At 66.9% G+C, this 13,974-nt stretch carries 10 protein-coding genes; 3 read left to right on the top strand and 7 right to left on the bottom strand.

Going from position 1 to position 13,974, the window contains the following annotated elements:
* Positions 1 to 143: 143 nt before the first annotated feature.
* From KKZ08_RS11280 to KKZ08_RS11260, 5 genes are all read right to left on the bottom strand, one after another.
* A complete protein-coding gene (locus KKZ08_RS11280; RefSeq protein WP_223774333.1) occupies positions 144 to 1,163 on the bottom strand; it encodes a hypothetical protein in 1,020 nt (339 codons plus the stop codon).
* Complete coding sequence (locus KKZ08_RS11275; protein WP_223774332.1) at positions 1,160 to 3,499, bottom strand: hypothetical protein; 2,340 nt, start codon at positions 3,497 to 3,499, stop codon at positions 1,160 to 1,162. Before KKZ08_RS11275 ends, KKZ08_RS11280 begins: the two co-directional genes overlap by 4 nt.
* On the bottom strand, positions 3,490 to 3,888 hold the full coding sequence (locus KKZ08_RS11270) for a DUF6507 family protein (RefSeq protein ID WP_223774331.1): 399 nt from the start codon (positions 3,886 to 3,888) through the stop codon (positions 3,490 to 3,492). The genes KKZ08_RS11275 and KKZ08_RS11270 overlap by 10 nt, the downstream gene beginning before the upstream one ends.
* 62 nt (positions 3,889 to 3,950) lie before the next feature.
* On the bottom strand, positions 3,951 to 4,259 hold the full coding sequence (locus tag KKZ08_RS11265) for a pore-forming ESAT-6 family protein (RefSeq protein ID WP_223774330.1): 309 nt from the start codon (positions 4,257 to 4,259) through the stop codon (positions 3,951 to 3,953).
* Between the two features lie 56 nt (positions 4,260 to 4,315).
* Positions 4,316 to 4,645, bottom strand: coding sequence for a hypothetical protein (locus KKZ08_RS11260; RefSeq protein ID WP_223774329.1), 330 nt, complete (start codon positions 4,643 to 4,645; stop codon positions 4,316 to 4,318).
* Positions 4,646 to 4,887: 242 nt separating this feature from the next.
* Between KKZ08_RS11260 and KKZ08_RS11255 the strand changes: the two genes are divergently transcribed.
* Complete coding sequence (locus KKZ08_RS11255) at positions 4,888 to 5,361, top strand: GNAT family N-acetyltransferase (RefSeq protein ID WP_223779004.1); 474 nt, start codon at positions 4,888 to 4,890, stop codon at positions 5,359 to 5,361.
* A gap of 74 nt (positions 5,362 to 5,435) precedes the next feature.
* Here KKZ08_RS11255 and KKZ08_RS11250 read toward each other — a convergent pair whose 3' ends face one another.
* Together KKZ08_RS11250 and KKZ08_RS11245 are read right to left on the bottom strand one after the other, a co-directional pair.
* The gene (locus tag KKZ08_RS11250; RefSeq protein WP_223774328.1) at positions 5,436 to 7,229 is read right to left on the bottom strand and encodes a stealth family protein; all 1,794 of its coding nucleotides are present in this window, start codon (positions 7,227 to 7,229) and stop codon (positions 5,436 to 5,438) included.
* Between the two features lie 88 nt (positions 7,230 to 7,317).
* Complete coding sequence (locus tag KKZ08_RS11245) at positions 7,318 to 8,178, bottom strand: alpha/beta hydrolase (protein ID WP_223774327.1); 861 nt, start codon at positions 8,176 to 8,178, stop codon at positions 7,318 to 7,320.
* 431 nt (positions 8,179 to 8,609) lie between these two features.
* On the opposite strand from KKZ08_RS11245, the gene KKZ08_RS11240 reads away from it, so the two are divergent.
* Together KKZ08_RS11240 and KKZ08_RS11235 are read left to right on the top strand one after the other, a co-directional pair.
* On the top strand, positions 8,610 to 10,184 hold the full coding sequence (locus tag KKZ08_RS11240; protein WP_346657871.1) for a VCBS repeat-containing protein: 1,575 nt from the start codon (positions 8,610 to 8,612) through the stop codon (positions 10,182 to 10,184).
* A gap of 92 nt (positions 10,185 to 10,276) precedes the next feature.
* The gene (locus tag KKZ08_RS11235) at positions 10,277 to 13,864 is read left to right on the top strand and encodes a LamG-like jellyroll fold domain-containing protein (RefSeq protein ID WP_223774326.1); all 3,588 of its coding nucleotides are present in this window, start codon (positions 10,277 to 10,279) and stop codon (positions 13,862 to 13,864) included.
* Positions 13,865 to 13,974 lie beyond the last annotated feature (110 nt).

Below are 13,974 nucleotides of genomic sequence, written 5' to 3'. Positions count from 1 at the left end.
ATCTGTGTGGAATTGGACGATGGTGTCATGCGGCAGGTCCGAATGTGGGATCCTCCCAAAGGGCAAGGTAGGTATGGCATTTTATCCCGCGCTTGTTAGTGGCGGCCAATAGCCCCTGCAGTGCCTAGAGCTGACAGGTAAAACTAGTACTTGCCCGACAGTTCCTCCAGATAGTCCAACGAAGGGGCTTCCTTTGGGGCATCCTCGTCTATCGATCCGATCTCTGGACGCGGAGACACCCGAGTGAGCCATTCCAGCGCCTTGAGCGGAGTGAGACCCTGGCTGTGGGCGTCCCGAAGCAACAACAGCCACTGGGCGCCGGCCTTAAATGCCGCATCGCCAGCGGCAGTTCGCGGCTCGTAGCCTGCCGCATCATTGTTGACGGAAGCCCACACGTAGCCCAGTGTTTGTGTTTCGCGTCGGATTGCAAAGTAACGCACAGGGCTCTCCGTTGTCTCCGGATATTCGTCTTCGGTCGGAGGAAGTCCAGAACGAAGTCGGCGAGAACGGGCTGCAATCTCGAACGTTCCCCAAGAATCGCTGTAGGCGGGTCCCTCGATCCGCAGGTCCTCAAAACCTACTTCCGTCGGGGTGGCGTGACGGTTTGGATCGCCAGGTTCTGGAGCGCTGCCGAGCAAGGCTGAAACTTCCACGAGAGCAGCTGTGAGCCGTGGGGCATTCTCTGCATGGACCGCAGCCTGCTCTCGCTCACGCGTGTCCATTGTGAGCCATGCATCGGAGTAGGTTTCCAGAGTCACTACGGTCAGACTGCTCTTCCAGACGTCTACCTGGATGGCGAACAGCTGCTCTGCACGATGCTTCACCCCAGACTCCCGCCAGATGCCGGGGCATCGAATCCGGAGACTCACAAGAAGATCGCCCTCGAGCGACGACCCCGCCTGCTCCACAGCTTCCGAAAAAGCGGTGCCCGGCCTCAGCGGATCGGCTTCCAGGGGCAGGCCCGACATGTCGAGATGAACGTTTCGCATGTCATGCACGGAACGAACCGAGAGGCTGGCCTTACCTGCAGGTACGGCCAGCTCGTGCTTGGCCAGGATGCCCCAGATCGAGACGGCTGTCTCTGCGGCTCCGGCAGCGGTGGCGCCATCACCGCTCGAAGCGATTTCCCAAGTCCAGTCGCCAATAGGGTCAGTGGTGATCACAGCATGTCCTTGGGGTCAGTCTTGCTACCTGGCGGGATGACGAGTGTTCCATCCTCCAGGCGGACAACGAAAGTGATGCCCTCACCCTTCGGCCCGCGCCCGCCGCGGTGGATGTCCATCAGCTCATCGTAGGACCCGTTGGAAATCCACTCGGCGCGAGTCCCCCTGCCGCCATCGACCAGCATGATGTGATGATCGGCTTCTGACTTGGCCAGCTGAAGCAAATACTTGCCTCTACTGATCTCACTTACCGGATCCACGGGATCGTTGAGGTGTTTCATCTGGTAGGAGTAAACCTCGCCGGACTCACCTATGATGCGGATGTCCGCATCGGCACCGACTGGGACCTTATGCTCGAAGGCAATGGCGTCAGCAGGCACCCCGCTCCTTACGAGCTCGTCGGCAAAGAGGATCTGGTCGGCACCGGGCTGGTACATAGCCTCTTTTCGTGCTCCCAAGGAAGATACGACTTGGCCGAACTCGTCACTTTGGTTGAAGCGGCCGGACGCAATGACGTCAGCGACCCGTTGTCCGTTGGGTTCTGAGGCAAGTCTGGCGAGCACCCTCTCGAGGACGTCAGGCTTTGGACGCTTCTTGCCCGGTATACCTTTCACCGCGTCGCGGACGCGTTGTTCCGTGTCACCACCGCGGACGATGGGCTGAGCCTCATTTTCAGGTGACGTTTCATCAGGTGCCTGAGCGGGGCCCTCGTCAGCCCCGGCGCTACCACCTGAACCGGGAGCAGCGTCTGTGCCATTACCCGAACCACTGCCGTGAGATCCATCTGCAGATCCGGGATCCGTGCCGGGGCGATGAGCAGAGCCTGGGTCGCCCGCTGTGTGGCCAGCGTTGGGCGCATCGGAGTGGCCGCCTTGCCCATTCCCGACTGGATCCGTGGTGCCTTCACCTCGTCCCCGCGCATCGTGGCCGGCCTGCGGAGGAAGGTTCTCGCCACCATGTGCGGCAGCTCCGGGTGTCCGTGATCCGGAGCTGACCAGTACGGGCTCGCGCTGGGGCGGCGCTTGCTCGGAGACCGCTCGTTCGGCGGCGGATTTCTCGTGCGGCGCCGTGCCCCTGACGGGGTTGCCCTCCGCGTCGAGGCGGATGAACTCGCCGTCCTCTACGCGGACCCTGGTGCCCTCGAATTCGAGGGTGCTGTGTACCCGCTCGATGTTGGCGGTGGCGCCCGCCCCGGCCCGGATCCGGGACGTGACCTCCGCGACGGTCGGCAGCTTGCTGACCACCTTGCCGCCCACCGTGAGCCCGGCCGAGAGCGGGTCGGCGTACGTGCCGATCTTGGCGCCGATCCCGGCGGCCTTCGCGCCGAGGCCCGCCTTGCCGGCGACGGAGCCGCCCCTGGCGAGTGCGCCCAGCGGTCCGGCGCCGAGCGTGAGGACGTTGAAGGTGGTGGTCCCGGCGGCCTGGACCGGGTGCTCCTCCCACTGGTCCCAGGCCACCATGGCCTTGCCGAACTCCCGGGCGGCGGCCTTCTGCCGCTTCATGGTCTCGGTGTCCTCGTCCGCGAACATGGTCTGGTCCATGACCCAGTCCAGGGGAGTCACCAGGTAGTAACCGGTGCCCATGGCGGCATCCCCGAGGTGGCCCCAGGCCTCCTTGGCCGAGCCACCGATCCCCACCAGGGCCCCCAGGCCCTTGAGAGTGGCCCCGGCGCCGTCGACGGCGAAACCGTCGTACAGGAAATTCTTCAGGTGACCTTTGAAGTCCCCGGGTGCGGTCGTCTCGCTCACCGGGCTGCCCCAGGGCAACTCCTCCGCCTGCTTGAGCACATCGGCGTCGTAGCCGTACATCACGGTCTGCTCGGTCGCCCTGTGGCTTCCGTCGTCCTCGATGTACTTGGGGCCGCCCACGATCGCCGAGATCTTGCCGGCCGCCCGGCGCTCGGCGGCCTCGAAGGCACTCTTGGCCGCGATCACGTCCGCCCACAACTCGTTGTTGCGCTCGACCTTGTCTCCGTCGTCCGTCCAGTCGTCGTCACCCTCGACGCTTTCGACGAACTTGAAGGCGTCCTCGCGCAACGACGTCAGCTTCTCGGCGAGCGGACGGGCCTCGGCGGCGAAGGTGTCCAGCGCGTCGGCCACCGTCTCCAGATGCGCGGCGAAGGTGTCCGCCTCGTCCATCACCGGCTGTGTGGTGGCGAACAGGTCGTCGGCCTCGGGCGCGGTGTAGTACGCCCCCAGCATCTGGAAGCGGGAATGGACATCGGCCCCGCCGTTGCGGATACCGATGGCGTCGCTGCGCAGCCCGGAGACGTCCTTCGCCAACTGCTCCCAGTCACCGATGAACCGGGGTATGCCCGCAGGCTTGATCATGTCCACGGGCCGGCACCCCTCTGCCGAGCCGTCGGCAGGAACACCGTCACGTCGGGTGCCTGTGCCGCCTGTTCCTGTGCGTTCGCGGCCTGCTCCAGGTCCCCGGCCACATAGTGGTTGGTCGCCTCGATCGCGCCGTTCACCGACTTGGCGGCCCGCTTCCCGAGGAAGCGCACATCACTCTCCGTCCCCACCATGAACCGTGTCAGCGCGTCGCCGATCGGACCGACGGGCGCGGCTCCGCAGTAGGACGTGCCGAGCGTGCCGGCCGATGCCGCCGCGCTCTCCACGTCGGTCACGTAAGCCTTGACGTCCTTGGCCATGTCGTCCATCGCCAGCCGCACCAGCGAGGTCACCGAGTCCACACCGGACGGTGAGATGTCCCACCCAGGCATGCCAAATCCCCCTACAAGTCCCCGTAAAGCCGCCTCTGTTGCCCTGCCGTTCCGCGGGCCGGTCAGCCGATGTTGTCGACCGCGGCCCGCGCCCTGGCGAGCGTCGTCTGGGCGGTGCCGTCGTTCTTCTCCAAGGTGTCGCGCACCAGGCGGATGATGTCGCGCACCTCGTTCGCCGCCTTGTTCCAGCGGACTTCCTTGCCGTGGTACTCGTCCGAGACGCCATCGGCCTGATAGTCGGCCATCGCGGCCTTCACGGCGCGGTCGCGGTCGCCGAGGACGCGTTCGAGCTGCCCGATGATGATCTGGAGTCCGCCCTGTACGTCGGACGAGGCGCCGGTGTCGTAGGAACGACGATTCTGATTTGCCATGACGAAACAGCCCCTTGTGGCTGAGAAGCGTGCGTGAACGGTCGGTCGGATGCGGCTCAGCCGGAGAAGCGTGCAGCCTCGAAGTTGGCGGCACCCATGTTCTGGTGCGCGTTGTCGGCCTGCTCGTCGTCACCTGTACCGAATGCCTCGTCCATGCCCGCCTGGCCGCCCAGGATCGAGGACAGCGCCCCGTTCAGATCCGCGGTGATGTCGTCCGCGCGCAGCTTGAACGAGTCGAAGGTCGCCTTGCCGGCGCCGTTGAACTTGCCTTCCAGGGGCTCGGCCGCCTGGACCAGCAGATGGATCAGCGTGCCGAGATCGTCGCTGGACCCCACCGTGCTCTTCCCCAGCACCGCGAGGGTCGTATCCCCCATGTCGAACTTCATGAACCCACCCCGTAACCCCTCAACTGGTTGGGCGCCCGGCCTGTTCGGTCGTCGCAGCGCGCACACGCCCCACTCACGCCGCGTAGTGTATCGAACATACTCTCGCCTCAGGAGTTGCAGGCGCAACGCGTTAACAGCGAGTGGCGTGATCTGCTCGGTCGCAGGCACTGGAACGAAGGCCGGCGGACGAGTCGGGCTGTACGCCGGGTTCTGTGCCGCGCACCCTGGCCGAGGCGCCTGCCATGATCGTCATCATGGGGATACGCATCGAACCGGCCGGGCTGGCCGACTTTCACCAGGTCCTGACTGATCATTCCCGTTACTGGGGTGAACGCGACCTCCGGTCGCTGCACCTCCTGGCGCTGGTGCAGGAGTTCGGCTCGACCTGCCTGGTCGCCCGAGCCCCGGACGGTGTCCGGGGATACATCTTCGGGTTCGTCACTCCCGACGGCACCGGGTACGTGCATCTGATCGCTACGCGCGACGATGCCCGCGGCACCGGGCTCGGGCGGCGTCTGTATGGGGCGTTCACTGAGGCCGCAGAACGCCATGGCGCACGGCGGTTGAAGGCGATCACGTCGATCGGGAACACCGGCTCGATCGCCTTCCATCGCGGCCTCGGCTTCGACATGAAGATCGTCGACGACTACGACGGCCTCGGACGGGCCATGGCCGTCTTCCACCGAGATCTGCCGCTCGACCTCTCGTGGCCGTGATCAATCACCCGTCACTCTGACGTGGGGCGGGGCGAGGGCGACGGCCCGGGGCAAGAGTACCGACGGCTTACCGCCTACCCCTCCGCCCGCTCCCACCGCCCGGCGAAGGGAAAGCACGTGTCGAGGAACCCGCGCACCTCGGCCGTGACCCGTTCCTGGTCCGCCGCCGGGGTGTTGACGTCGTTGAGGCAGAGGAAGTCGTACTTGTGGCCGGGGGTGAACTCCGCGAGTGCCTCCCGTACGTCCGTCTTTCCGATGTCGATGTAGCGCTGCCTGTACTTGCCGGGTACGGCGCGGCCGGTGAGATACGCGTGGTGGTGGTGCAGCGCGGTGGTCATCGCGATGTCCTCGACGGAGCGGAAACGGCTGCGGCTCGTGCGCGTCACCGCCTCCGCGCACGACTCCTCCAGCTCGGTCATCACTGAACGGAGCTGCGGCTGCGGGGCGTGCTTGAATTTGCTGACCGTCAGGCGGCGGTGGGCGTCGAGGACGAGGCCGCGCACGTTCTTGCCGGCGGAGTTGGGTGCCGGCTCGTCGGGGTGCGGGGTGCCCAGGCCGAGTTGGAAGGAGGAGAAGGGGAGCTTGGCGATGCCGTTGCCGTGGAAGAAGTGCCCGGCGGTGACCGGGCCGACGAAGAAGAAGTCGTCGTTGAGGTAGAGGTAGTGCTCCGACAGGCCCGCTATGTGGTGGAGCTGGGTCTCGATGGCGTGGGAGTTGAAGACGGGGAGCGCCGACGGGTCGGTGAAGATCTCCTTGTGGTCCACGACCTGGAGGCCAGGGACGTCCGTGTTCAGCCAGGTGGGGGTCTGCCCGTCGGTCACGAGGTAGATGTTCCGTACGAACGGCGCGTACATCTCGACCGACCGCAAGGAGTACTTCAGCTCATCACGGCTCGTGTAGCGGGAGGCGCCGGTCTCGCGGGCGTGGATGCGGGCCGTCTGCGCGTCATCGCGGTAGGACTCGCGGCGGGCCAGCAGCTCGGGGTCCGCGCCGTCCACCCAGGTGTAGACGAGGTCGACGGGGAAGTCGACGGTGTCGACGCGGGGGTGGGAGAAGGCCTCGTACGTGGGGTGGTCGCGCCCCTCGACGGTGTGGCGGGCCGGGACCCGGGCCTGGATCGGGAGCGTGTCGGTCACGGCGTTCGGGCGGGGGGCGACAAGGGCCTCGGCGAGCACGGCGGGCGGGGCCTGGGTGCGCAGGGCCTCGATGTGCGCGGTCGCCCGCTCGTCGTCGAGGAGCCGGCCGCCGTCCTGCCAGAACTCGACGTCGCAGCCGTACGACAGGTCGGCGAGTATCCGGCCGGACGGGTCGAGCAGGATCTCGCCGAAGCGGATGACGTCCTGGCGCTTCAGCGCGGTGGGGAGCGAGCCGTCCGCGTACAGCACCGCGCCGGAGGGGATGGGGGCCGTGCCGGGTTTCACGGCGTACAGCGCGCTCTCCCCGTACATCGCCCGCAGCTCGTCGAGCAGCCTCTTGCGGTCGGCGAGGCGGATGCCGACGACATGGCGGGTGTTCGAGCGGCCCGCGACCAGGAAGTAGTCGACATCCGCTCGTTCCAGGGCGTCGGCCACCAAGCCGAGGTTGCGGGCGGCGGCACCGGCGGACGTGAAGTGGTCGACGGTGCGGCCGTAATACGTGTGGCCCTCGAAGCGGACTTCGCGGATCTCGGGGTCCGATGCGAGAAGAGCGAGCCGCCGGGCCGCGATCCTCTCCTGCCGTCCTCGCTCCGCCGCCGCGGCCCGGGCGGCCTCGCCCTCCCGGGCCTGTTCCTCGCTCTGCCTGGCCTGTTCCTCGCTCTGCCGCGCCCGTTCCGCGCGGACACGGGCGGGGAGCAGGCGGGCGGTGAGCTTCTTGGTGCGTAACGGCATGGTGATTCCTCATGGAGGGCCGACCCGGGCCGGGGGCGCGGGCCCCGGCAACGTCTGTCGGTCATCGGGTGCTGCGTATGTCGGCGGATCAGGCGCGCGCCTTGATCCACGTGAGAATCTTCTCCGGCATGCCCGCGGTGTCCAGGAGCCCGCCGCCATGCGCGGCGCTGCCCGTGACCGTCTCGACGGTGACACCGTCAGCCGGCATGTCGTGGCCGACTTCCTCGGCCGCCTCGAGGTCGAGGGAGTGCTGGACGGGTACGAAGTCCCCCTCGGAGTGGACGAGGTACATGGGAGCGTCGTCCGCACCGGAGGCGCGGTTCTTGACGACCATGTCCTTCCAGGTGTCCCAGCAGCTCGCGTGCAGCGAGGCATCCGTGTCGGCCGGGTCGGGGAAGCACCGGGCGAGGACGGTGGCGTTGTCGCGGACCTTGCGCTCCTTGGCCGTGCTGTCGTCGCGGTTGCCGTCGTTCCAGGCACGGTAGGGCGAGGCGACGGGGGAGAGCGCGACAACTCCTTTGATTCGGTCGCCTCCTGAGCCATAGGTGGCGAGCGACGTCGCTATCTGACCGCCGACGGAGGAGCCGAGAACCACGATGCGCTCCGGATCGAGGTCGAACTTCGCCGCATTCGCCTTGATCCGCGTGATGGCCGAAAGGGCATCGTTGCGCTGCGCGGGCCAAGGCGCATCGAAATTCAGCCGATAGTCGACCGAGAAAACAGCCATGCCCTTGTCGGCGAAGTAGCGGGACCAGGTGGCCCAGCCGGAATCCTCGTACCAGTACCCGCCGTGGAGGATGACGATTCCGGGACGCTTGGAGTTCGAGGCATTCCAGAAAGCGTCCAGTTTCTGCCTGTCGTGCGAGCCGTACGAGTAGGTCGTCTCACTGCGCTCAGCGGCTGCGCTGTCCCGTGTTTCCAAGCTCAGGAAGCCGACGATCAAGGCCATACACGTCACGAGACACATCAGGAGGCGCTTCACGGAATCTTCTCTCTCGTTCGCGCCTCACCACTGGAGATGCGTGGAATGTGCCGAATCTGACGCCTCGAAGACGACGCTTCTGAGGCGGTGTGTCGACATCTCGAACCACCAGTGTGTTCGAGGTGAAGAAACTATGAAGTCATGGCTGACGTGTCGTCAAGCATGCAGAGACTTTTTGTCCGACTTTGCCGGAAACCTAATGAAAAGGAATCAAGCTACTCCCTTGGGGTGCTTGGAATCATTTCTCTGCCATAAAACGGGCATGGCCTTGACATGGGGAGTGTCGGGTCAATTACCTTTGCGCCCGCCCGGCTGGTGCGTGGTAGGGGAATGAAAGTTTCAACCAGCATGCACCGGGTCGGATTAAAAACGGCATATGGAGGGGTGGGGGATGACTCATGCGTAAACGCATGAGCGGGGTCGGGCTGATGGCGATTGCGGTCACAGTCTTCGCTGTGACCGGGGGAGTGGGCACACGAGGGCAGCAAGCCGCAGCGGCTGCCGCATGCGCCGGAGGAACCGCGACAGATTTCAACGGGGACGGTGTCACGGACACGGTTGTCGCCGATCCGAACGCGACCGTGACGGAGGTGGCGCGGGCCGGCCTGGTGCGCGTGGTGCTCGGTGCGGGCAAGGGCGTCTTCGAGATCTCGCAGGCGACCAGCGGGATGAACGCCGTGCCCGAGCGGGGTGACCAGTTCGGGGCCGCACGCGCGGCCTTCGACGCCGACGGCGACGGCTGCACGGATCTCGTGGTCGGCGCGCCCTACGAGGACGTCACGAAGGACGGCGCCGATCTGCACGACGCCGGGGCCGTCTACGTCATCCACGGCACCCCCGCCGGCTTCGGCGCCGGTTCTTCGATCGAGAGTTACACCCAGGCCCAGTTCGACCCGAGCACCGTGACGGAGGAGTACGACCGCTTCGGGTTCGCCCTGCAGTCGGGCACCACCTCGGACAGCGCTCCCTACCTCGCCATCGGGGCGCCCGGGGAGAACATCACCAGTGGTGGCAAGGAATTCGCGGACGCGGGCTGCATTCATTACATGCAGGGTGCGGCCAAGTCCACCGTCAACGAGGACGACCCGGGCGTTCCCGGGGTCGTCGAGGCCCATGACCGTTTCGGCTACTCGCTGACGGGCACGAACCGGTACTTCGCGGTGGGTTCGCCGGGCGAGACCATCGGCGCCGACACTCCGTTCGCCGGGGCCGTGACCGTGTTCAAGCACACCCTCACCGGCGGCGCTCCCACGGCACTGGCCGGTCTCGACCAGGGTGTGACGCAGGAGGGCCTGGACGGTGTGGCCGAGCCGAACGACCAGTTCGGCACGTCGATCGACATGACGAACTTCCGGCCCGCCGACCAGACGTACAACTCGGACGCGCTCCTGGCGATCGGCACTCCGGGGGAGACCGTGGGCTCGGTGACCAACTCGGGTGCCGTGACCGTGGTCCGCATCAAGCCGTCCGGCGCCTACACGCAGGTGACGGCGGTCGACGCCTCGTCGGACGGGGTCGAAGGCTTCCCCACCGAAGGCGACTTCTTCGGTCAGCGCGTGGCCCTCACCAACACGGATACCTCGGTGGTGAGCAGCGACGCCACCATCCGCCTCGCGGTGGGGGTCCCGGGTCGCGATGTCAAGGACGCCAAGGACGCCGGTGCCGTGCATATCTTGCGGCCGTTGGACACGTCGATCGGCGCGAACGACAAGGTCATCACGCGGGCCCCGAGCGGAAGCGTTCTGCCCGGCACGGCCACGTCCCGCGACTACACCGGCATCAGCCTGACCGCGGGCAACGACAACCTCTACGTGGGCGTGCCCTACAGCAAGAATTCGGACACCTCCAAGGGGGTCCTGTATGTCATCCCGTGGACGGACGTGACCGGTTCCACCACCACGGGCACGACGACCCTCAAGCCGGGCGCGGGCGGTATCCCCGACGCGGGGATGTCCTTCGGAGTGGTCGGGTGAACGGCGACATGCCCAGAAAGGGACGGACCCTCGTGAACCGTCGTGCTACCGGCACCCACCACAGGTTCCGGGCCGTCGCAGTCACCGTCACATTGACCGCACTCCTCTCGTCCGGCCTGGGCGTGGTGCCCACGGGCCTCACGGGCGGCTCCCGACCGGCGGCCGCCGCGGAGAAGGAGGCGCCGAAGGTCACGAGCGCGTCCGAGGCCCAGGCCAAGGCAGCCGAGTCGGGCGAGAAGGTGGAGGTACCGGCGCTCCGGGACGAACGCAGCACCACCGTCGCCAACCCGGACGGCACCTTCACCACCACCCAGTACGTCCAGCCGATCCGTACCCGCAAGGCCGGTAAGTGGGCGGACATCGACACCACACTCGTCGAGCAGGCAGGCGGTACCTACGCGCCGAAGGCCGCACTGACGGCCATGACGTTCTCCGGCGGCGGTGACACCACCTTCGCCGAGATCGGCAAGGACGGCCGCTCGCTTTCCCTCGACTGGCCGCACAAGTTGTCCCGGCCGAAGATCGCAGGTTCCACCGCCACGTACGCCGATGTGCTGGAGGGCGTCGACCTCAAGGTCACCGCCGGGGCCGAGGGTTTCTCCCACGTCCTGGTCGTCAAGAACGCGAAGGCCGCGGCCCGGCCCGAGCTGGCCAGGCTGGAACTGCCCCTGGACACCGACTCCGTCACGCTGAGGGAGACGGATGACGGCGGTCTGGAGGCCCAAGCCGACGGCAGCGGCGGCACGGTCTTCGAGGCACCGCAGCCGATGATGTGGGACTCCAGCCATACCGTCGGTGGTCCCGGGGAGGGGGGCTCCTCCCCGGCCGCCTCGCCGACAGACGGATCCGGACCTGACAGCGCGGTCACCCCGCCGGAGGGCGCACAGGTGTCCGACGTAGCGGTGGACGCGGATGCGGACTCGGTGACACTGGAGCCCGACGCCGACCTGCTCAAGGGCGCCGACACCGTCTATCCGGTCTACATCGATCCGGTCTACAAGACGGCCAACCGGACCGGCTGGACCATGGTGTCCTCGCACTATCCCTCCTCGGAGTTCTGGAAGTTCGACGACGACGAGGGTGTCGGGCGCTGCCCGGCCGACGTCTCCTACCGCTGCACCAGTGGCAGCGACGTCAAGCGGCAGTTCTTCGCGCTGCCGACGGGCACGTTCGAGGACAAGGACATCGTCTCCGCGCAGTTCGCGGTGACGATGGTGCACACCTACAGCGAGTCCGCGAAGGGCGTTCAACTCGGCCGGGTCAACTCGGGTGGCGCGAGCGCGATCAGCTCCAGGACGAACTGGAGCAACCAGCCTTCGCTGAAGGACGCGATCACCAGCAAATCGCCCACGAACCCCGCTGGTTCGTGCACGTCCACGAATCAGAACGTCCGCTTCGACGTGAGCGGCACCGTGCAGAGGGCCGCGAGCAGCGGCTGGGACACGACGACCTTCCGCCTCAAGGCGGAGGAAGAGGGAAGCTACGCGTACTGGAAGCGCTTCTGCGGCAACGCGCAGCTGGAGGTCACCTACAACCGCCCGCCGCTTCAACCGGCCATGGACGAACTGAAGATGTCTCCGGGCGGCGCGTGCGAGTACGGAAACGCCGAGGAGCACTATGTCTCCGACGCGCCCAAGCTGAAGGCGTTCCTGAAGGACTACGACCACGGCGACATCGGCAGCAACTCCGAGAGCCTGAAGGCCGAGTTCCACGTCTTCTGGACGGTCGGGGGCAAGACGTACGACCATTACTCCACCACGGCGGCGCAGAGCACGGTCGACGCGTCGAAGAGCGGTCAAACGGGTGGAGCATCCTTCTCGTACACCGTCGGGACGAACCTGAGCTCCGACGACAACGACGCGAGCTACACCATCCCGCAGAACGTGACCGTCGGCTGGGCGGTGCGCGCGTCCGACGGCACGTCGTGGGGGCCGTGGAGCCTGGCGGGCAACGGCACGCGCTGTGAGTTCATCTACGACGAGACGGCCCCCAAGGCCCCTGAGGTCACTTCGATCAAGTACCCGGACGACGACGCCTGGCACGCGGGCGTCGGAGACTACGGCCTGTTCATCATCGACTCACCGTCGAGGGGCGTCACGCAGTACAAATACCGCTTCACCGGCGGTAGTTGGGTGACCGCGGACGCCAAGGCCGCAGGTGCGCCCGTCACCGTGCGCTGGATGCCACCGGACGAGGGGCCCATGTCCCTGGAAACCAAGGCGATCGACGGCGCGGGCAACGCCCAGAAGACACCGACCGCACATGTCTTCCTCGTCAGCGACGGGCGTGCCCCCGCCGCGGGCTGGACGCTCGGCGATGCCAAGGGGGCCACGGCTGCTGCCGGCATGAGCGGGGCTCCCGCGGCGTCCGCGGGCTCCGGCGTCACCTTCGGCGCCGAGGGGCCGCTGGGGCCGACGGACACCGCTGTCTCCCTCGACGGTTCGGAGAAGGCCTATCTCGACGCGGGGAAGCCCGCGGTCGACACGAGCGGGACGTTCTCGGTGAGCGCCTGGGTGAACCTGCCCGAGCGGCCGACGGACGACGTGAGCGTGGTCAGCCAGGACGGGACAGCGGCACCCGGATTCGACCTCGGGTACGACGTGGACACCCGGTCGTGGACGTTCCGTACGCCGATGAACGACATGGAGAACATGGGGTCCTGGAAGGTGTCCGGAGCTACCGCGGTGCCGGGCAGCTGGACCCACCTCATAGGCGTCTACGACGATGAACTGGGCACCCTGAGCCTGTTCGTCAACGGTGACCTGATCGAGGAGGACGTCCAGAAGCGCCGTACGAAATGGAACGCGACCGGCGGCGTGCAGATCGGGCGGAAGCTCGCCCTGGACGGCTACACCTCCCATTTCAAGGGCAGTGTCGCCGACGTCAAGGTCTACGACCGGGTGGTGCCGGAGGCCGAGGGCGAAGCGCTGGGCGGGATCTCCGCGAGGCAGCTCTCCTACTGGCAGGTCGACGGAGACACCAATGGCGTGTCCCCCGAAGAGGCGGGGGGAGCGGGACTGACCTTGGGCGGTGGCGCCGGAATCTACGTGCCGGACGAGTCCTGCGACACCGAGGCTGACCCGGAATGCGTACCGCCCGCCGAACCGCTGTGGGGAGACGGCCACTTGGTGCTGAACGGCACCGGAGCCCATGCGAAGCGCGCGGCGGGTCTCCTCGCCAAGGAGGACAGCTTCACCCTGACGGCGCGTGCCCGCCTGGCGGCCGCCGACCCGACGAAGGACCAGACGGTCATGTCATTGGCCGGCGCACGGGGGAGCGCGCTGACAGTGAAGTACGCGGCCTCCGCCAAGCGATGGCAGCTCGCCGTGACGAGCAAGGACGAGACCGGAGCGAGGGTGTCGACCGTCGACGCCAAGGGCGTGATGCCGAGCAGTGCGGGCGACGGAGACCATCTGACGCTCGTCTATTCGGCGGTCTTCGGCGACGCGCTGCTGTACGTCGACGGCACCCTCGCCGCACAGGTGCCCTGGGACAACGCGTGGGACTTCACCACGGCGTCCCTTCAGATCGGCAGGATCCTGACGGGTACCACGCCATCCGGGTTCTTCGACGGTGCCGTCGACGAGCTGCGGGTCTTCCGCGGTGCTCTGGACGCGAGCGCCGTGCCCACGGTCGCGCTGCTTCCGGCCGGTTCGAGCATCGAAGAGACCGTTATGTGACGGCATGACACAGCAGGGCGCTCCGCAGCACGGGTCGTGAGGACCCGACGGTGGAGCGCCCCGCCCGTCATGTCCTGTCGTCCCCCTTCTCACCTCTCTCACCTTCTGTA

This window comes from Streptomyces sp. 135 (assembly GCF_020026305.1).
Classification (GTDB): Bacteria; Actinomycetota; Actinomycetes; order Streptomycetales; family Streptomycetaceae; genus Streptomyces.
Note: the sequence above shows the minus strand (reverse complement) of the source record. Positions and strands in the feature narration are given on the sequence as shown.